The organism is Devosia pacifica, assembly GCF_014652635.1.
Taxonomy (GTDB): Bacteria; Pseudomonadota; Alphaproteobacteria; order Rhizobiales; family Devosiaceae; genus Devosia; species Devosia pacifica.
This window is the reverse complement of record NZ_BMZE01000001.1, coordinates 131,917-152,127: the sequence shown is the minus strand read 5'-3', so window position 1 is coordinate 152,127 and position 20,211 is coordinate 131,917. Positions and strand designations below refer to the sequence as shown.

At 59.3% G+C, this 20,211-nt stretch carries 18 protein-coding genes; 6 read left to right on the top strand and 12 right to left on the bottom strand.

Going from position 1 to position 20,211, the window contains the following annotated elements:
• Positions 1-18: 18 nt before the first annotated feature.
• From IE127_RS00730 to IE127_RS00695, 8 genes are all read right to left on the bottom strand, one after another.
• Positions 19-396 carry a HesB/IscA family protein gene (locus IE127_RS00730; protein WP_210310395.1) on the bottom strand — a complete coding sequence of 126 codons (378 nt, stop codon included), beginning with the start codon at positions 394-396 and terminating at the stop codon, positions 19-21.
• A 10-nt stretch (positions 397-406) separates the two neighbouring features.
• Positions 407-826, bottom strand: coding sequence for a VOC family protein (locus IE127_RS00725; RefSeq protein WP_189422474.1), 420 nt, complete (start codon positions 824-826; stop codon positions 407-409).
• Positions 827-828: 2 nt separating this feature from the next.
• Positions 829-1,173, bottom strand: coding sequence for an SUF system Fe-S cluster assembly protein (locus tag IE127_RS00720; protein WP_373297294.1), 345 nt, complete (start codon positions 1,171-1,173; stop codon positions 829-831).
• Between the two features lie 67 nt (positions 1,174-1,240).
• The gene (locus IE127_RS00715) at positions 1,241-2,461 is read right to left on the bottom strand and encodes a cysteine desulfurase (protein WP_189422470.1); all 1,221 of its coding nucleotides are present in this window, start codon (positions 2,459-2,461) and stop codon (positions 1,241-1,243) included.
• A gap of 27 nt (positions 2,462-2,488) precedes the next feature.
• Positions 2,489-3,703: a Fe-S cluster assembly protein SufD gene (gene sufD, locus IE127_RS00710; RefSeq protein ID WP_189422468.1), complete on the bottom strand. Its 1,215-nt coding sequence runs from the start codon at positions 3,701-3,703 to the stop codon at positions 2,489-2,491.
• A 3-nt stretch (positions 3,704-3,706) separates the two neighbouring features.
• On the bottom strand, positions 3,707-4,468 hold the full coding sequence (sufC, locus tag IE127_RS00705) for a Fe-S cluster assembly ATPase SufC (RefSeq protein ID WP_189422467.1): 762 nt from the start codon (positions 4,466-4,468) through the stop codon (positions 3,707-3,709).
• 113 nt (positions 4,469-4,581) lie between these two features.
• Positions 4,582-6,111, bottom strand: coding sequence for a Fe-S cluster assembly protein SufB (gene sufB / locus IE127_RS00700; protein ID WP_189422466.1), 1,530 nt, complete (start codon positions 6,109-6,111; stop codon positions 4,582-4,584).
• Positions 6,112-6,159: 48 nt separating this feature from the next.
• On the bottom strand, positions 6,160-7,302 hold the full coding sequence (locus IE127_RS00695; RefSeq protein WP_189422465.1) for a cysteine desulfurase family protein: 1,143 nt from the start codon (positions 7,300-7,302) through the stop codon (positions 6,160-6,162).
• Positions 7,303-7,538: 236 nt separating this feature from the next.
• Between IE127_RS00695 and IE127_RS00690 the strand changes: the two genes are divergently transcribed.
• Both IE127_RS00690 and tyrS read left to right on the top strand, forming a co-directional pair.
• A complete protein-coding gene (locus IE127_RS00690) occupies positions 7,539-8,201 on the top strand; it encodes an alpha/beta hydrolase (RefSeq protein ID WP_189422463.1) in 663 nt (220 codons plus the stop codon).
• A 102-nt stretch (positions 8,202-8,303) separates the two neighbouring features.
• A complete protein-coding gene (gene tyrS, locus IE127_RS00685) occupies positions 8,304-9,554 on the top strand; it encodes a tyrosine--tRNA ligase (protein ID WP_189422461.1) in 1,251 nt (416 codons plus the stop codon).
• 39 nt (positions 9,555-9,593) lie between these two features.
• On the opposite strand, the gene IE127_RS00680 is transcribed toward tyrS, so the two are convergent.
• Positions 9,594-13,079 (bottom strand): AsmA-like C-terminal domain-containing protein, encoded by a 3,486-nt coding sequence (locus IE127_RS00680; protein ID WP_189422459.1) that lies wholly within the window; start codon positions 13,077-13,079, stop codon positions 9,594-9,596.
• Positions 13,080-13,212: 133 nt separating this feature from the next.
• Between IE127_RS00680 and IE127_RS00675 the strand changes: the two genes are divergently transcribed.
• Positions 13,213-13,698 (top strand): peroxiredoxin, encoded by a 486-nt coding sequence (locus IE127_RS00675; RefSeq protein WP_189422457.1) that lies wholly within the window; start codon positions 13,213-13,215, stop codon positions 13,696-13,698.
• A 169-nt stretch (positions 13,699-13,867) separates the two neighbouring features.
• Positions 13,868-14,911 (top strand): M23 family metallopeptidase, encoded by a 1,044-nt coding sequence (locus tag IE127_RS00670; RefSeq protein ID WP_189422455.1) that lies wholly within the window; start codon positions 13,868-13,870, stop codon positions 14,909-14,911.
• Between the two features lie 3 nt (positions 14,912-14,914).
• Here the strand turns inward: IE127_RS00670 and prfB are convergent.
• Positions 14,915-16,037 (bottom strand): peptide chain release factor 2 gene (prfB, locus tag IE127_RS00665; RefSeq protein WP_189422453.1). Its coding sequence is split into 2 segments (ribosomal slippage): positions 14,915-15,967 and positions 15,969-16,037, totalling 1,122 coding nucleotides; the frame shifts between segments, so codons are not numbered across the junction.
• 138 nt (positions 16,038-16,175) lie between these two features.
• Here prfB and IE127_RS00660 point away from each other — a divergent pair.
• Complete coding sequence (locus IE127_RS00660) at positions 16,176-16,643, top strand: cytochrome C (protein WP_189422452.1); 468 nt, start codon at positions 16,176-16,178, stop codon at positions 16,641-16,643.
• Between the two features lie 34 nt (positions 16,644-16,677).
• On the opposite strand, the gene IE127_RS00655 is transcribed toward IE127_RS00660, so the two are convergent.
• A complete protein-coding gene (locus IE127_RS00655) occupies positions 16,678-17,169 on the bottom strand; it encodes a peptide deformylase (RefSeq protein WP_189422451.1) in 492 nt (163 codons plus the stop codon).
• Between the two features lie 30 nt (positions 17,170-17,199).
• On the bottom strand, positions 17,200-19,026 hold the full coding sequence (locus IE127_RS00650; RefSeq protein ID WP_189424598.1) for an IlvD/Edd family dehydratase: 1,827 nt from the start codon (positions 19,024-19,026) through the stop codon (positions 17,200-17,202).
• A gap of 251 nt (positions 19,027-19,277) precedes the next feature.
• Between IE127_RS00650 and IE127_RS00645 the strand changes: the two genes are divergently transcribed.
• Entirely contained in the window at positions 19,278-20,198 is a 921-nt protein-coding gene (locus IE127_RS00645) for a 2-dehydro-3-deoxygalactonokinase (RefSeq protein ID WP_189422450.1), read from the top strand.
• Positions 20,199-20,211: the final 13 nt, after the last annotated feature.

Sequence of the window (20,211 nt, the reverse complement as noted above, 5' to 3'; positions counted from 1 at the left end):
CGCTGTGACTCTCTAGGTCTAGCTGGCGCGTGCCTCTGCAAGCGCCTTAAGGTCCGCCTGCTTGAGCTGCACGCTCTCACCGCACCCACATTCACCGGTTTGGTTCGGGTTCTTGAACGTGAAGCCAGACGTCATCTTCGACTCCTCGAAGTCCATGACAGTGCCCAGCAAGAACAAGGTGGCCTTCGGGTCGACGTAGACGTGCACGCCCTTGTCTTCCACATGGTCATCACCCGCTACCGCTTCGGTGACGTAGTTCATGGTGTAGGCCATACCGGCGCAACCGGCATTCTTCACCCCGACGCGCACACCGATAACCGGCTCATCCGAATCTTCGATGATCTCGGCGACCCGCTCTGCAGCGGTATCGGTGAGGGTCATGATCTTGAAGCTCATTGTGCGTGTCCTAGTAGTTTTTCCAAAGGCCCGGCGTCACCAGTTCAACGAGAAGGCGGTCCGGGTCGCGGAAGTAAAGGCTTCGTCCGCCCTGCGGCCAGGCGATCTCGCTTTCGATCTCTATATTTAGACCTTCGAGGTACAATTTCCAATCGTCGACCCGCTCCAGCGGGATGCCGAAAGCGAAATGCTGTTCCCCATTTCCGTCATGCGGCGGGATATGGCTACCTGCGACTGGCACAGGCTGGAGAGTGCCGCCGCGACGGAATAGAATCAGCACCTGGCCAGGACGAACCGCCATCGGCTGTATCCGGTCATTGCCGCCGAGCGGCTCAAAGCCGAATATCTCCACGTAGAAATCACGGCTGCGTTCGACGTCAGAGACGTATAGACAGGTTTCAACCAGGCCATCGAACTCAGGACGCTTCATGGCTACCACCAGTTGAGAGCGACCTGCGCTTCTTCGCTCATCATGTCGGCGTTCCACGGCGGGTCGAAGACCATATTCACCCGCACATCCTGGATGCCCTCAACGCCACGCACCGCGTTTTCAACCCAGCCCGGCATCTCACCAGCCACCGGGCAACCGGGCGCCGTCAGGGTCATGTCGATGCTGACATTGCGGTCATCATCGAGGTCCACCTTATAGATGAGGCCAAGCTCGTAGATATCGACCGGAATCTCAGGATCATACACGGTCTTTAGGGCGGCAATCATATCGGTCGTGATCCGCTCGACTTCATCGGCCGGCAATGTGCTGCCAGCGGAGGTTTCCATCCGAGTCACCGGTTCGGCGTTCGCGATGGATGCTTCAGTTGTGTCGCTCATAAAGTCGACCTTTGCGTCAGGCGAAAAATTTCTGGGCGCGCTCGATGCCATCGACAAGCACGTCGACGTCATCCTTGCCGTTATATAGTGCGAATGAGGCGCGACATGTAGAGGTCGCGCCGAAACGTGAGAGCAACGGCATGGCGCAATGCGTTCCGGCACGTACGGCTATCCCGTACCTGTCGAGGATCGTCGCGACATCGTGGGCGTGAGCGCCTTCGATTTCAAACGAGAAGATGCCGCCTCTGCCAGCTGCAGTGCCGAGCAGGCGCAGCGCGTTGATGCGCCGCAGACGCTCTTCGGCATATTCGGCAACCTCGTGCTCGTGCTGTGCAATTGCATCGCGGCCGAGGGTCGTCATGTAGTCGAGTGCCGAGCCGAGCCCTATTGCCTGAACAATCGGCGGTGTTCCGGCTTCAAAGCGATGCGGTGGATCATTGTAGGTGACCTCATCTGTCGTCACCGTTTCGATCATCTCACCGCCGCCCTGGAAGGGCCGCATCTGTGAGAGCAGATCGCGCTTGCCGTAGAGCACGCCGATACCCGTGGGTCCGTAGAGCTTATGCCCCGTCATCACGTAAAAGTCGGCATTGAGCGCCTGCACGTCGACCGTTTCGTGCACTGCGCCCTGGCTGCCGTCGATCAGTACCGGGATGCCGCGCGCATGCGCGATCTCGATGACGCGCTTTATAGGAACGATCGTGCCCAACACATTGGACATGTGGGTGATCGATACGAAGCGTGTCCGTTCGCTCAACGCCGCCTCGAACGCATCGAGATCAAAGCTGCCGTCGTCGGCAACATCAACCCATTTGATCACCGCGCCCTGGCGTTCCCGGAGGAAGTGCCAAGGCACGATGTTCGAGTGATGCTCCATGATCGTCGTGACGATCTCATCACCTTCACGGATCTGCGGCGCAACGAACGATGATGCCACGAGATTGATCGCTTCAGTCGCAGAGCGCGTGAAGACGATCTCGTCGATCTCGGAAGCATTGAGGAAACCGCGCGCTATGGCGCGCGCGCCTTCGTATGCCTCGGTTGCCCGGTTCGCCAGTGTGTGAAGGCCTCGGTGCACGTTGGCGTATTCGTGCCGGAACGCATGATCCATGCGATCGAGTACCTGCACCGGCTTTTGGGCTGAGGCGCCACTATCGAGATACACCAGCCGCTTTCCGTGAATCTCCTCCTTGAGGATCGGAAAATCGGCGCGAACGGTTTCGAGGTCAAAGCTCATGTGCAGGGCCGCAGGCTCCTCGTTCTGTTATTGGATGCCGCCTTGCAGCCATCCCTCAATAACGCCATTAAGGGCTTCGCGCAGTTCGTCACCTTCGATCGGCTCGATCAGCTCTTCCAGAAAGCCGCGCACCAGCATCACTTGCGCCTCGGCTTTAGGAATGCCGCGGCTCATGAGGTAGAACATCGACACTTCATCGATGTGGCCACACGTCGAACCGTGTCCGCAGACCACGTCGTCGGCATAGATTTCGAGCTCGGGCTTTGAGAGGATCTGCGCCTCGTCAGACAGCATCAGGCCCTGCATCATCATCTTGCCATCGACCTTCTGGGCATCTCGCGCAACGACGATGCGGCCCTGGAAGACCGCCTTCGAGCGACCGCGAGCGATCTGCTTGAACGTCTCCTTGGATGTCGTGTTTGGCACAGCGTGATGTACGTCGAGCGTGATATCGCGGTGCTGACCGTCATCGACCATATTGAGGCCGGTGAAGTCGGCATGTGCGCCCTCGCCCGCAAACCGCGCAAAAACCTGCGAACGCGCGAGATCGGCGCCGGCATGAATTACAAGCGACCTTAGCTTCGAGCCTTCCGCGAGTTCATACTCGGTGGTCGAGAAATGCGTTGCCTCTTCGGCCGAAAGATCGACGGTGATGTGGGTCAACGTCGCGTTCTTGCCGAGCGACACATAGCTGGCGTGGTTGCCGACATGCGCCGCCTTCGAGCCGGAACAGGTCTCGATGATCGTGGCCTTGGCGTTGTCTGCAACAAACACGCGTGCGGAACTTGCGGAGTGCGCGGCCGCCCCTTCGATCCGGCGGTCGATCTGCAACGGGCAGTCAACCGTTCCTTCAAGGGTCAGGTTCAGGCTCTGCTTGGCCATCGCACCATTGAGATGCACCAGCACATCGTCGCGCGTCGACAGGCTTGTGCCTTCAGACGTTTCAACGATTACACCTGCTGGCGCAGTACCTGCAGATTGCACCGCACCATTGGCAATCATCAGCTGGTAAGCGCCCGGAACACGCAATGCGGGCGCACTGGCTTCGTTCGCCGGCGCCGCAAGCGGCGGCATGGCCTTCAGCAGCGTCTTGAGGTCGGTATAGTGGTAGCTCTCCACCCGGCGTGTCGGCAGACCGGCCACGCTGATGCGTTCGGCCTCAGCCTCGTTGCCGAGCGACTTCAGCTGCTCGATGAGCGTTTCTTCGGCGGTGCTCAGCCGCACGGGCATGGTTTGACGCATGGTTTAAGCAACGTCCTTTTCATAGGCAGCATAGCCCTTGGCCTCAAGCTCGAGCGCCAGGGATTTGTCACCGCTCTCGACCACCTTACCGTCGGAGAAGACGTGAACCACATCCGGAACGATGTGATTCAAGAGCCGCTGGTAGTGCGTGATGACCAGCATCGAACGCTCGGAGGAGCGCATCGAATTGACGCCGTTCGCCACAACCTGCAGCGCATCGATATCGAGCCCGGAATCGGTCTCGTCCATCACGCACAACTTCGGCTGCAGCAGCTCCATCTGAAGGATTTCGGCGCGCTTCTTCTCACCGCCGGAGAACCCGACGTTCAGCGGGCGTTTCAGCATGGCGGAATCGATGTTGAGACGCGAGCCTGCATCCTTCACGAGACGCATGAATTCCGGCGTCGTCACCTCCGCTTCCCCGCGCGCCTTGCGCTGCGCGTTGATAGCGGCCTTGAGGAACGTCATAGTCGCAACGCCAGGCACTTCCACCGGATACTGAAACGCCAGGAACAGGCCTGCGGCGGCGCGCTCATCGGGCTCCATTTCCAGAATGCTCTCGCCATCCAGCAGAATGTCGCCGCCGGTGATCTCGTAGTCTTCCTTGCCCGCTAGAACGTAGCTCAGCGTCGACTTGCCAGAGCCATTGCGGCCCATAATCGCGTGAACTTCGCCAGGGGGCAGGACGAGATTGACGCCCTTGAGGATGTCCTTGTCTTCGACGCGCACGTGCAGATCACGGACTTCGAGGATCGGTGTTGTCATTGTCTGGAGTTCTCCGGTCGTTCGCCAGGGCCGCCTGTCGCTTGCAGCGCCAGGGTTTGCCCATCAAGTTTTGATGTTCGCTTCGGCGGCAACGCCGCCGGCGTTGGCTGTGATTAGCCCACACTGCCTTCGAGGCTGATCGAGATCAGCTTTTGGGTTTCCACCATGAACTCCATCGGCAGTTGCTGAAGCACGTCGCGCACAAAGCCATTAACGATCAGCGCTACGGCTTCCTCTTCAGACAGGCCACGCTGCTGGCAGTAGAACATCTGGTCATCGGAGATCTTCGATGTCGTCGCTTCATGCTCGAAGACGGCGCTAGAATTGTGGCTCTCGATATAGGGGACCGTATGCGCACCGCACTTGTCACCGATCAGCAGACTGTCGCACTGGGTGAAGTTTCGTGCACCCTTTGCCTTGGCATGCGCTGAAACCAGGCCGCGATAGGTGTTGTCCGAAAAGCCTGCGGCAATACCCTTGGAGATGATGCGGCTCGTCGTGTTCTTGCCGAGATGGCGCATCTTGGTGCCGCTATCGATCTGCTGGTGGCCGTTGGAGATCGCGATCGAGTAGAACTCGCCACGGCTCTCGTCACCACGCAGAATGCAGCTTGGATACTTCCAGGTGATCGCAGAGCCGGTCTCGACCTGCGTCCACGAGATTTTCGAGCGATGACCACGACAATCACCGCGCTTGGTCACGAAGTTGTAGATGCCGCCCTTGCCGTTTTTGTCACCGGGATACCAATTCTGGACCGTCGAGTACTTGATCTCGGCATCATCGAGCGCCACCAACTCGACCACAGCCGCATGCAGCTGATTTTCGTCGCGCATTGGCGCGGTGCAGCCTTCGAGATAGCTGACGTAGGATTCTTCTTCGGCGATGATCAGCGTGCGCTCGAACTGGCCGGTGTTCTTCTCGTTGATACGGAAATAGGTCGACAGCTCCATCGGGCAGCGGACGCCCTTGGGGATGAAGACAAATGAGCCGTCGGTGAAGACCGCTGAGTTCAGGGTCGCATAGTAGTTGTCGGTGACCGGAACGACCGAACCGAGGTACTTCTTCACCAGTTCCGGGTGCTCACGCACTGCCTCGGAGATCGAGCAGAAGATGATACCGTGCTTCGCAAGCTCCTCGCGGAAGGTCGTGACCACGGAGACCGAGTCGAACACCGCATCGACGGCGACATTGCCGCCATAGGGGGTGGCCGTCTCGCCGGTTGCACCTTCGACGCCCGCTAGGATCTCCTGCTCTTTCAGCGGGATACCGAGCTTCTCATATGTCGCCAAGAGTTCGGGATCGACTTCAGCCAGGCTCTTGGGGCCCGCAGTCGTCTTCGGCGCCGCGTAATAGCTTATCTCCTGGAAGTCGATTTTCGGATAGGAGACCTTCGCCCAACTCGGCTCTTCCATTGTCTGCCAACGGCGGAACGCCTCAAGACGCCATTCCAGCATCCATTCGGGCTCTTCCTTCTTTGCCGAGATCATCCGCACGATGTCTTCGTTGAGCCCCTTCGGCGCAACGTCGGATTCGATCAGCGTTTCGAAGCCGTATTTGTACTTGTCGACGTCGAGTGCACGAACCTTATCGACCGTTTCCTGGTCGATGTTCTCTTTCAACGTGGGTGTATCGAGCATCGCCATATGCGTTCTCCTTGCTGCTCTACCTCGGCAGAGCGCCACTCATTCCAGCTACGCGGCCTTTCGCCGGCGCGACAGCACCGTAGAAAAGGCTGCGAGAAATCCTTCAATGTCGTCGTCCGTCGTCGACCAGCCCAGGCTCACGCGAAGTGCGCCTTCGGACAATTCGGGGGCAACTCCCATAGCGTCCAACACGTGACTGCGCCCAACTTTGCCGGAAGAGCAGGCTGACCCGGATGAGATCGAGACACCGGCCAAGTCGAGCGCCATGAGCGCTACCGTGTTTTTCACGCCGGGAACCGCAAATGCGACAGTATTCCCTATACGCTCTGCACCGCGCCCGAAGATCACCGTATCAGGCGCAAGCCGTTCGATTCCGGCCTCCAGCTTTTTCGTCAGCATTGAGACCCTGAGGAGATCGAACCTCGCCTCGATCGCTTCGGCTGCAGCACCGAACGCCGCGATTGCTGGAACCGCCTCGGTTCCGCCACGACGGCCCTGCTCCTGTCCACCACCCGGTATCAGCCGAACAGTATCTGCGTGAGATTTGAGCAAGAGCGCCGCGGCGCCCGCGATCCCACCAATCTTGTGACCGCTCACCGCCATCATGTCGGGAGCCGATGCCGCAAAGTCCAGTGCTTGCTTCCCCAATGCCTGCACCGCATCGACAAAAAGAAAGTGTCTCGTGGGGCCGACCAGCGAATTGATCCCCCCGATCGGCTGAACCACACCGGTCTCGTTGTTGGCCGAGTGCACGCAGACCAGAGCAGTGACGCCGTCCTCATCGGCTAGGGCAAGAGCCTGACGCAGAGCAGCCAGTTCAATGCGTCCCTCACCATCAAGGGCTATGGTTTCGAGCGGCACGCCGGTGGATGCTGCAGCCTTGGTTGTGGCCGCATGTTCGCCAGCGCTTAGAATCAGTCGCTCAACGCCGAATGCCTTGATCGAGCCGCAGACAGCCTGAGTGATCGCTTCGGTCGCCGACGCTGTGAAGACGACCTGCGCCGGCACCGCGCCGCACACACCAGCCACCCGGCTTCGTGCGGTTTCAATGAGATGGCGCAGGGAGCGCCCGTGCGCATGAATGGATGATGGGTTGCCCGTCAGCTCGAGCGCAGCAAGCATCGCCTCCCGCGCTTCAGGCAGCAAAGGTGCCGCCGCATTATGGTCCAGGTAGATAGCCGCTTGCGTCATTCGCCCTGCATCCAGCGTCTGGACAATACCAATTCTGCGTTTCGCGGCACCCTGCCGCGCAATCCCGCAGACTCTCATCTTGAAAGTTCGCGCCCAGAGTCATTACAAGGAGCGCTCTTAAGCCGCCGCGTGACGGTCCGAAAACCCGTTTTGAATAATTCTAAACTGGTATTTCAAAGTCCGTTTTAGGTAGCGTAGCGCGCGTAGTCAAGCCGGCAGAGCATGGAAGCGAACTGATGCCAGAAGTGATTTTTAACGGACCCGACGGACGTATCGAGGGCCGGTACCAGCCAGGCAAGGAACCCAACGCACCGGTTGCCGTGGTTTTGCATCCCCACCCCCAGTTCGGGGGCACGATGAACAATCAGATCGTCTACAATCTGTTTTACATGTTCGCGAAGCGCGGCTTTGCCGTGCTGCGGTTCAATTCGCGCGGTGTTGGCCGCTCTCAGGGAATGTTCGATCATGGCGTCGGTGAATTGTCCGATGCCGCTTCGGCGCTCGATTGGCTGCAATTGAACAACCGCGAAAGCCGCGGCTGCTGGATTGCCGGGCTATCATTCGGCGCATGGATCGGCATGCAGCTGCTGATGCGCCGGCCAGAGGTCGAAGGCTTCATCTCGGTGGCCCCGCCAGAGAACCTCTATGATTTCTCCTTCCTCGCCCCCTGCCCCTCGTCCGGACTGATCATTCACGGAGATAAGGATCGCGTTGCTCCGCCGGCGTCAGTGCAAAAGCTTGTCGACAAGCTGAAGACGCAGAAAGGCATCACGATCGAGCAGCAGATCGTGCCGGATGCGAACCACTTCTTCGAAGGCAAGATCGACGAGCTGACCGAACGGTGCACGGACTATCTCGACCGTCGCCGGGCCGAGATCGCCGCCGGCGGCGGACGCTGATACTCCGCGATCACCCACGACGCGCTTCGGGCATGACTGCCTGCGGCGCGTAAACCGCAAGTCCTGAGCGCCAGACGCGCCTCCTGCCCATGGAATGATCGCATGAGCCAGTTCAAATCAGATTTTCTCCGCGTCCTCGAAGAGCGCGGCTTTATCCACCAAATCTCCGACCCTGAGGGCCTCGATGCCCGTGCCGCCGCGGGGCCCATCACCGGCTATGTCGGCTACGACGCCACGGCAACCAGTATCCATATTGGAAATCTCATCAGCGTCACCATGCTTTACTGGCTCCAGGAAACGGGCCACAAGGCAATTACATTGATGGGTGGCGGCACCTCGATGGTGGGCGACCCGTCGTTTCGCGACGATCAGCGTAAGCTCCTGACCGTCGAGCAGATCGCTTCGAACATCGAGAGCATCAAGAAGGTCTACGCAAATATCCTTCGCTATGACGGCTCAAACCCTGCCCTCATGGTCAACAATGCCGACTGGCTGCTGAAGCTGAACTATGTCGAGTTTTTGCGCGACGTGGGACGGCATTTCTCCGTCAATCGCATGCTCAGCTTCGATTCCGTGAAGCTGCGGCTGGACCGCGAACAGTCTCTGTCGTTCCTTGAATTCAACTACATGATCATGCAGGGCTACGATTTCGTGGAGCTCAACCGGCGCTATGACACCGTTCTACAGATGGGCGGGTCCGATCAGTGGGGCAACATCATCAACGGCGTGGATCTGAGCCACCGCATGGGCGGGCCTCAGCTATATGCGCTTACCACCCCGCTTCTGACAAAATCGAGCGGTGAGAAGATGGGTAAGTCCGCCTCCGGCGCGGTCTGGCTCAATGCTGACCTGTTTAGCCCGTATGACTTCTGGCAGTACTTCCGAAATACCGAAGATGCTGACGTCGAAAAGTGGTTGAAAATCTTTACGCGACTTCCGCTAAGCGAGATCGCACGCCTTACAGCTCTTGGCGGCAACGAGATCAATGAGGCGAAAAAGATCCTAGCCACGGAAGTCACAGCGATCGTCCACGGCCGCGAAGCAGCGGAAGAAGCAGCGCATACGGCCCGACAGACGTTCGAAGCCGGGACCATCGACATGTCGTTGCCGACGGCAGAGGTCACTCATGCGGAGCTCGCGAACGGAATGGGTATTCTCGTTGCGCTAGTTTCGGCAGGGCTTGCGGCCTCCAACGGCGAAGCGCGGCGGCACGTCAAGTCCGGCGCCGTACGCGTCAATGACTCGGTTATTGATGACGACAAACTCATCCTTGGTGACAATGCTCTGCTGGAAGAGGGCGTGATCAAGTTGTCGGTGGGCAAAAAGCGTCACGCGCTGCTGAAGCCGATCTGATCTGAGTTGCATCTTCGGGGAGGCGACGCGCTCGCCTCCCTATTGCTGCTGCTGGCCTTGCGAGCGGAATTCGAACAACTCACGGAATACGCCAGGCACAAGCGCTGAAAGCGGATTGATCTGGAACTGCGGGTTATCGAGGGGACCACGCACCGCGAACGTCACGCCCACAAGACCCTCGCCCTCTCGCCCGCCGAGAAGCGGCCCAAAAAGCGGAATTTTCTGGAAGGCATTGTTGAGGCCAAATAGCGGCACATAGGTGCCTGTTAGGTCATACCGACGCTGATCAGTATAGATATAGCCTTCCATTGTGCCACCGACCGTGTCACCGCTCAGAACCGCATCGGTTACCCTGACGCTATCATCTGTACGCTGGAAGGTGACACGACCGCTGTTGAAGTCGAGCCGATTGCGCGCCTCGATCATCTCGCGGGAATCGGCATGGTTCCCGAGTATCTGGCTGACATTGTTTTCATCGACGATTGCAAAGTCGCGCATGCGCAGTTCGCCCGCTTCAATATCGAGCTCCCTGTCGCGATTAAGCGTCAGACTGCCCTCGCCACCCGCAAGCTGAGAGTAGACGCCGATAAATCGCAGGATGGTGCCGGCATCGTTGAACGCTACCGACATCACCCGTCCGCGCGGCGTGGGGTTGGTGGCGACAGAGAGCCCGTTGCCCTCGCCGAAGCTCGCCGAAACTGATGCGTTGGTCAGATCGGAGCCGGAAAGCGTCATGGCCAGATCGACATTGAATGCCGTGGTCCCGTAAAAGCCCACCGCCCTATCAAGATCTGCTCTGACGCTGATGCGCTGATCGAATTGCGTGGTTTCGACACCGCCCGCACCCTGGTCAAGCCCGAACACCTGTCTCAGCATGGGCTTGAGATCAAATTGCGCGCCCTGCAACGTCAGGGCATAGCCATTTTGCTGGGGAGCCAGAGAAGCCCGGGCGCTATCGCCAGCGCTCAACCGGAAGGTCGAAAACTCCGCAGACTGTAGCCCGGATGCGGCGTCCACAGTCAGTTCGCCCGCAAGGTGAACGTCGGCGAAGGCCAGATCCACGTCAGTGAGTTGCACACCGTCATCTTGCTGACGCACCACTGCCCGCAGGGTGCCGGGCACCCCGGTGTTCTTCCTAATGCCCAGGTCATGAAGATCGAGCCCCGCCTGTGTCAGATCGATGATCACCTGAAGCGATTCATCGTCGCCAGGTTGTGCAACCAGGCGAGCTTGGCCGCTCAGAAAATCTCCCGCGTCGAACCCGAACTCCGCGAGATCCTCCACGGTCACATCCGCCGCGAGCCGTATCCTTGGTTCTGAGGTCGGCGTGCCGGTAATTTCGACGTCCGCTTCGACACCATCGATAGCCGCGGTGCCGGTCACCTGGTACCGCGCCTGAGAAGCGGAAAATGTCAGGTTGGCGTCCGAAATGCGCCGTTCGGCAATCGGCGCCTCGCTAGAGAGTTCGCTGACGCTACCGTTGAGGACATAATCTATTCTCGGCTCTGCCTCGGCCGGAAGCGTGATCGTGGCGAGAACGCTGGCGTCGACGCTACCGGAAAGAGCATCGAGCGGCACCGGCAGGTCATTAGAGGCCAACGCCTCGGGAGCGTATTGCCGTGCGATCGCAACGAGCTGGGGAATCTCGCTGGCGACGTCTCCCGATATCTCAAACAATGTCTCTTCAGGATCGGAATAGTCCATGTAAAGCGCGGGTTGGGAAACAGCCAAGCCACCGTCTGCTCCCGGCACGTCACTCCCCGCCGCCGAAACGGAAAGCTCGTTGTCGCGCAGGTTGAGGACCATCTGCCCTTCGAGGGCCAATGGCTCCATCTCAGGCATAGGGCGAACTAGGACCTCGTTGCCCACGAGGTTCACCGACATCGAACCTTCCGGCAACGGACCAGTTCCGCTACCGTCAACGGCGATAGCGCCCACCGGAAAGTCGAAACGCATATTGGTCGACTCAACTGTACCGCCGGCGATGTTGGCAACCAGCCAGTCACGGCTTTCGGTACCTGTGACATAAGGCCATAGCCGTTTTAGATCGTCCGCCGTCACGTCCTTTCCGTTCAGGGCGATATCGATCCCTATCCCGGCGAGCAGCATATCGATGCGGCCCTGCGCTTCCATGAAACCATCGCCTCGCCGAGCCACCATGCGATCAATGCCGAGCGCTCCGTAAAGCGGCGCCGACCATCCTGAAAACGTAATCTCGTCGAAAGGCTCTAGCTGCGCTTCCATGTCATCGGGCTGAATGAAGACGTCCCGCGCTTGCATCGAGACCGCGATCGTCGGTCCGAATTCCTCATCGAGACCCATCGCGAAGATTCCAGATACGACAGCCTTGCTCTCTCCGATGGTCACACTGCCGGGCGAAAGCGTAAATCGCGAGCGGTCGGGCAACCACTTGGCTTCGAGGATCGAGCTGGCAATAGGAAAGCTGTCATCGGAAATGCGCAGGTCAAGGCCCGTCATATCCAGTTTGAAATCGCCGGTTTGCGGCAGGCTGGTGGTTGTGTCGAAAACGATGTCCATCGAAATCGCCCCGGCGCCACGGACCGCGACAAGGCTGGCGGGATCGTCGAGGAAAGGCAGTATCGAAGCGAAATCCATGTTGGTCATGTCGATTTCGAGCCGCGAGCGATCTTCACCTTCTAACGTTCGCAAGATCGAGCCGGTCATGCGACGGCCGCCAACAGTTGCGGCAAACTCGCCAGCCACCGAATCGCCAACTGCCGCTGGCGCTACATCGAGATCAATGTCCTCGAACCGGCGATAAAGGCCGTAAACGGAATCGATCATGCCGACCGTGCCGTTTCGAATCCTGAGACGCGAGAACCGCCCCATCTCCGCCTGCAGCAGCAAATCGGCCATTCCCTGTTCGCTGGACTGAAGGTTGTATATCAGCCAGTCATTGTTCGAGCGCAGCGTCACCTCGCCGTCTTCGGGCGGCTCCCCCAGCGCGGCAATTCCCTGCTCTGAAATGCCGATTGGCGGGAAAGCGTCCTGACCTTCGAGGACGCGCACTGTCGTGCCGCCGCCATTCGGATCAGTAACGAATTCGAATCGCGACGCCCGGGGGCCAAACAGGTCCTGAACGATCTGAATCCGCGGGCCAACCAGTGTGATGACGGCACCAGGCTGCCCGACAAGCGCTCTCAGGGCCGAAAAGCCCAATTCCAAGGCATCCATTCTGATGCGCGCGCCGGTCTTACTGTCGTTGAGCGAGACGCCGTCAAATCTGATAACCGGCGCGACACCGTTCTCTACCGCAAGCGCTACATCTCCCAGCCGTAGATCGGCAGATGGAGGCATTGCAGAAATGACCATCGCTTTGGCCGCGTTGTTCGCGAACGGCAGTGGCACCGGCGTGATGAGCAGAACCAAGTATAGCAGAGCCAACAGAGCAACCGGCACGCCAACAATCCACCCGACAATGCGGGCAGCCTTTTGGGCGCGAGTGCGGCGCGGGCGAGCCTTTGGCTGTACTTCTGGAGGGGCGGTCACGTCAGACGCGTTCACGTATCCTTGCTCGGGCTGTCGGCTGTCTGGCGCTTCCGAGAATCAACCGCGGTGCGCTGACTTGCTCAATGATACCGGCTGCAATATGGCATCGACACCCCTAAGACCTCGTTTGCGGAGTGATAGTTCTGAGATGACGATAGAACAACCTTCTGTTGGCGACGATGCCCCTGGCTTTGAGCTTAAGGACCAGCATGGTTCGTTACGTCGACTGGACGATTTCCGAGGCGCACCACTGGTGCTGTTCTTCTACCCTAAAGACGATACGGAAGGCTGCACAAAGGAAAACCTGGAGTTTTCCGAGCTTCAACAGCAGTTCAGGGCGCTTGGGGCAAACCTTATGGGCATTTCGCCAGACACTGTCGAGGATCACCGAAAGTTCAGTGAGAAGCATGCTCTAAAGGTCGATCTGCTCGCTGATCCGGATCGGTCGGCGATCGATGCCTACGGGCTGTGGCGCACAAAAAAGCTCTACGGACGCGAATTCCCGGGGCTGGTGCGCACCACGTTCCTCATCGATGCCGACGGACGAATCGTCGACATCATTCCCGCTCGCCGGATAAAGGGCCACGCGCAGCGCGCCTTGGATGCCCTGCGCCAGCATTTGCGGGCTGCCTGAGGCGTGCTTGCAGAGTATTAACCATGTCTCGTTACACTTCACTGACCATGGCGTTGAGTTTTGAAGAGTACGAGTCGTGTCATTGGGCAGAGCGAGCGCAGCAAAGAAACCCTCACGTCCCGCGGGTGGCATAAGGCCCGGCATTTTTTACGGCCTTGTCGGAGCACTGATGCTGACAAATGCCTTGACGGCTGTCGGCTTTTTCATGTCGAGCGACATTGCCCGGCTGGTTAGCGGGCGAAACGAACTGCTTATCTCGGCTTACGAAGAACGCATTTCGGAGTTGCGGGTCGCCGTCGACCGCCTGTACTCGCGGAACTATGCCCAGACTGGCGACATCAATTTGCAGTTGCAGGATCTGGCGCATCGGCAGCAGGAATTGGTGGAGCAACATCAGTTGGTCCGGGCACTCGCTGGGCGGGCAAGGACGCTCGGGATTGAGCCTGCGGCAGCCGAACCGGACGACGCGCTCAACGTCGGGTCGTACAGTCCCCGTACCGGGGACGGCAGCGACATCGAACAGACGGCCAGCGCGTTGCAGGACATGCTCGTCGACAGCCGCCGTGCCATGGCAGGCATAGCCACCGCTGCCACTGCACAAACAGACCGGATTGTTGAAGAGCTCAACGGCCTTGGGATCAATACCGTTTTGCCGATGGAGGAGACTGGCGGCGTTGGCGGCCCATTCATTCCCGCTTCCTGGGAAGAGGAGGATGCTGACCTCGTTGGAGATGCGAACGCGGTTATGAGCACGCTGATGCGCTACGAGGCTGCGCGTCAGGCGCTCAGTGCAGCACCGGTCCACACGCCGATATCAGGCAGCTTCCGCAAGAGCTCGAACTTTGGCAATCGCCGCGATCCGTTTTCGGGTAAATCTGCGTTCCATGCCGGCATAGATTTCGCGGCCGCTACTGGCACGACCATTCTTGGCGCCGGTGATGGTCTCGTCAGCTTTGCAGGCCGCCGCTCCGGCTACGGAAACGTGGTGGAAATTGCACATACCGGCACCCAGCTGACCACGGTCTACGCACACATGTCCGCTATTCTGGTGCGTGAAGGCCAACGCGTCACAACCGGGTCCCCAATCGGCAAGGTCGGCTCGACGGGCCGATCGACCGGACCGCATCTGCACTTTGAGGTGCGCAGAGACGGTAAGCCGATGAACCCCAAGCAATTCTTGGACGCCGGGCTCCGATTGAGCCAGGTGATCTAGTGATCAGGCTTCCGCCTGATCACTTTCAAGCCCTACGCGCTGCGCCAAGGCTGCTTCCATGAACGGATCAAGGCTGCCATCGAGCACCTGTCCCGGCTGGCTGGTTTCGACGCCGGTGCGCAGGTCCTTGACCATCTGATATGGCTGCAGGACGTAAGATCGTATCTGGTGTCCCCAGCCGATATCGGTCTTGCCAGCTTCGGTGGCGCTTGCCGCTTCCTCGCGCTTTTGAAGCTCCATCTCGTAGAGGCGCGCGCGCAGCATCGTCCAGGCAGTCGCACGGTTTTTGTGCTGGCTGCGTTCGTTCTGGCACGACACGACGATGCCGGTCGGGATGTGGGTAATTCGCACGGCACTATCGGTCGTGTTCACGTGCTGCCCACCAGCGCCAGAGGCGCGATAGGTATCAATGCGGCACTCGGATTCGTTGATCTCGATTTCGATGTTATCGTCGATCACCGGGTACACCCATACGCTGGAGAAGCTGGTGTGGCGGCGCGCCGCCGAATCGTATGGACTGATCCGCACCAGCCGGTGAACGCCACTCTCGGTCTTCAGCCAGCCATAGGCGTTGTGGCCCTTGATCTGGATGGTGGCGGACTTGATGCCGGCTTCTTCGCCATCGTGTACCTCGATGGACTCGACCTTGAACTTTCTCTGCTCGGCCCAGCGGGTGTACATGCGAAGCAGCATGTTTGCCCAATCCTGGCTTTCGGTGCCGCCTGCTCCGGAATGAACTTCCAGGAAAGCATCGTTCTTGTCGGCCTCACCCGATAGGAGCGTTTCGATCTGCAGACGGCCCGCGCGCTGGCGTAACTCTCCAAGCGACGCCTCTGCCTCGTTGACAACATCCGTGTCGCCCTCGGCCTCGGCCAGTTCGATCAGTTCGACATTATCCGAAATGCCGGTCTCCAACTCATGCACGGCGGTAATCTGGGCATCCAGTTCATCGCGCTGGCGCATGAGGTCACGAGCTTTTTCGGGGTCGTTCCACAAGTCAGGCGATTCAGCCTGAGCGTTCAGGGCATCTAGTCTCGTCTGGGCAGTATCCCAGTCAAAGATGCCTCCTCAGCAGGGTCAGAACCTGCTTGATTTCGGTAATGGTCTTTTCGATCTCGGCTCGCATGAAATCCCGTCCTGTTTTGCAGCCCCATGTAGACAAGCCGGCATTGGTGATCAAGGCACCGCGTATGATTCCAGTTGTCGGAAAGCCTAAACGGGAGCACTCTCAACACGCCTGCGTCTGGCAGGCGTGGAGGGCAAAATGCTGAAGACCATTCTGGTTTTGGCTGCTGGGTTGTTAACGGGGGCAGCCACCGCTCAAGAGACTGTTTCTCTTGATGAAGGCTCGCGCATCGCGCGTATTGGCGGATGTCACGATTGCCATACGCCGGGGTTTGGCGAAGCAAATGGCGATCTGGATCCGTCCGTTGCCTTGATCGGCAGCCCTGTCGGCTACCAGGGTCCGTGGGGCACCACATACGCGGCCAACCTGCGGCTGGTCGCTGGTGACATGTCGGAAGATGATTGGGTCGAGTACATGGCAACGATCCAGTCCCGACCACCGATGCCTTGGTTCAACCTGCACTACATGACTGAAAGCGAGTCGCGATCGCTCTATCAGTACATCGTCTCGCTTGGAGACCAGGGTGAACCCGCACCGGAATACGTTCCGCCCGGCGAGACTGCGACGACGCCGTTTCTGGTGTTTGTTCCGCAAATGCCGCAATAGACGGGTCCGCGCACCTGCCACGGGGTTCGCTGCGTCACCGGCGGATTCCGTGGCGTTTCAGCAGGCGATCGCGCTTGAGACGGGAAAGCTTGTCCAGAAAGAAGATGCCGTTTACCTGGTCGATTTCGTGCTGAGCTACCCGCGCGACGAAATCCTGAAGGGTGTCCGTGTGGCGTCCCCCGGTTTCATCATCGTATTCGACTTCAGCGACGGGGTGGCGGTTAATCTCCGCTTCAAGCCCGGGTAAGGATACCGACCCCTCAGGCGCGGCAACCGCCTCGCCGGAGACCATCGTCACCCGGGGGTTATAGAGAATTTGGTAGTCTCGCTTCTCCGGATCGCTCGAGAAGGTCATGACGATTACGGGTTCACAGACGCCGATATGCGCCGCTGCGAGCCCGTAGGCTTTGACCTCTGACGCTGCGGCAAGCAGGCGCTGCCCGACCTGCCGCAAGGACTCGTCGGGCGGGCGTGGAACGGCCTTTTGCCGAAAGATCGGATCAGGATAGGCAATGAAGCCGGCCATCGTGATGTCTCTCGCTGACCGGCTCATTTGCTAGTGGTTGTCGCGCGGCACGCCGTTGGTCTGAGCGATACGTTGATAGTTGACCGCCGGGCGCAACACGGCACCCTCGCCTAACTGGTCGACGATCCCACGCTGGATTTCCTGCCACGGAGTCTGGTGCGCCGGGAACTTGTACCCGCCGTCCTGTTCGAGCTTCTGGCGCCGCGTGGCGATTTCCTCATCAGAGATCAGGATGTTGGCTTCGCCCTTGTTTAGGTCGATGCGGACCCTGTCCCCGGTCTGCAGGATCGCAAGATTGCCGCCCGAAGCGGCTTCTGGCGAGGCATTTAGAATCGACGGCGACCCAGAAGTTCCCGACTGGCGACCATCTCCGATGCAGGCGAGCGAGTGGATGCCCTTCTTGATGAGATAGGCCGGAGGCCGCATGTTCACCACCTCGGCTGCGCCGGGATACCCGACCGGCCCCGCGCCACGCATGAACAGCATGGTGTCTTCGTCGATATCGAGGGCCGGATCGTCAATCCGGTGGTGGTAGTCTTCCGGTCCGTCGAAGACCACGGCCTTGCCTTCGAAGGCGTTCGGATCATCGGGGTTGGACAGGTAGCGATCGAAGAACTCCTGGCTGACCACGCTGGTCTTCATGATAGCGCTGTCGAACAGATTGCCCTTGAAGACCACAAACCCGGCATCCTTGCGCATTGGCTGCTCGAACGGGAAGATCACGCGCGTGTCCTCGATCTCGCGGCCGCGACAATTGTCGCCCATGGTCTTACCGTTGACGGTCAGGGCGTTCTCGTGAATGAGCCCCTGCTTCATCAGCTCATTGACGACCGCTGGGACACCGCCGGCATGGTAGTAGTCCTCGCCGAGATATTCTCCCGCCGGCTGCAGATTGACGAGCAACGGGACCTTATGGCCGTGCTCCTGCCACTCCTCGATCTTGAGGTCGACGCCGATGTGCCGGGCGATGGCATTGATGTGGATGGGCGCGTTAGTCGAACCGCCTATCGCGGAATTGACGACGATGGCGTTGAGAAACGCTTCCTTGGTGAGAATGTCAGACGGCTTGAGATCCTCGTGCACCATGTCGACGATGCGCTTGCCGGTACGGTACGCCATTTCCTGGCGATCCCTGTAGGGAGCCGGAATCGCAGCCGAACCCGGCAATTGCATGCCGAGTGCTTCGGCAAGCGAATTCATCGTCGTGGCCGTGCCCATCGTGTTGCAGTAGCCGGTCGAGGGCGCCGAGGAGGCAACGAGTTCGATGAACTGTTCGTAGCCGATCTCACCCGCTGCCATCATCTGGCGTGCTTTCCACACGATTGTGCCGGACCCGGTGCGCTCACCCTTGTGGTAGCCGTTGAGCATTGGGCCAACGGACAGCGCAATCGCGGGGATGTTCACGGTGGCGGCACCCATCAGCATCGCCGGTGTGGTCTTGTCGCAGCCCACCGTCAACACGACCGCATCGAGCGGATAGCCGTAGAGCACTTCCACGAGGCCGAGATAAGAAAGGTTACGGTCAAGTCCTGCCGTCGGACGCTTGCCCGTTTCCTGGATCGGATGAACCGGAAATTCGATCGCAATACCGCCTGCTTCGCGGATGCCTTCACGCACACGCTCGGCGAGGACCATGTGATGGCGATTGCATGGCGACAGGTCGGATCCGGTCTGCGCAATGCCGATAATCGGCTTGCCGGATTGCAGTTCCTCACGCGAGACGCCGTAGTTCATGTAGCGCTCGAGATAAAGCGCGGTCATGTCGGGGTTATCGGGGTTATCGAACCAAGCTCGTGAGCGCAGCTTTTTCTGTGCGTTGCCCTGCCCGTTCGTCGGGTTCCCGCCAGCGTTATCCATCATGTCCTCTATCCTCACCTCGGCGCCGCACTGGCAGCGTCGTTTTAGGAACTTCTAGCGCAGTTAGCGTTGTCAATAAAATGGGTATTTGCGCAATTGCCGGAGTTTTGCTGATACATATCGCAAAAGCTGAACTATACGGTCCAGTGCCGAACGGTCCCAAAAACGCCTTGCCACCGGGTGGTTTAGCCGTTTGAGTGTCACCGCCGCATCAGGGGGTGTGGCAGAGCTTGTAGTTGTTGGAGGGGATAGTGGCGCAGCTGGCCGATTGGGTTGCCGTTGATTGGGGAACATCGAACCTGCGGGTTTGGGGACTGACGCTTGATGGCGAAGTAACCTTCCACGTCGCGTCGCCCAAAGGGATGGGCAAGCTGTCTGCTTCCGAGTTCGGCCCGGTGCTGATCGATATCCTCAGCCAGAACGGCATTGACGCCGGCGCCCGGAACGAGGTTCTGATCTGCGGGATGGCCGGTGCACGTCAAGGCTGGCTCGAAGCGCCGTATCTCGATGCCCCGGCGGACTTGCGCGGATTATCGCAGGGATCGGTTGCGCCACAGATCGCCGGCAGCGGTCTGTCGGTCAGTATCCTACCAGGAGTCTGCCAGAAGCGTTCCGGCGAAGAAAACGTGATGCGCGGCGAGGAAACGCAGCTACTTGGGTTGGCGAGCCTCATTTCCGATTTTTCAGGCGTCGTGTGCATGCCGGGTACGCACTCTAAATGGGCGCTACTCGAGCGTCATAAGCTCAGCAGTTTCACCACGGCAATGACCGGAGAGCTGCATGAAGTTCTCGGCAGCCACTCTATCCTGCGCCATTCCCTGTCGGGCAATCCTGAAGGACCAGAACGCGACGCTGGATTTTCTGCCGGCCTCGATATCGGTCTGGAAGCGCCAGAATTGCTGAGTTCCCATCTGTTCGGCGTGCGTGCTGCAGCTCTCATTTCAGGCAAAGAACCAGCCTGGTGCGCGGGCTATCTTTCCGGACTGCTGATCGGCTCGGAAGTCGGGGCGCGCAGCAGTCACATCAATGCGGAAGTGACGATACCGCTCATCGGTTCGCCAAAGCTCTGCGCGTTATATGCAGAGGCCATCCATCGGCTTGGCGGGAGCAGCCGGATCATCGATTCTGCAGAAGCCGTGCTTGCAGGACTGCTCGCTGCCCGCGCACACTGAGACTGGCAAGGAG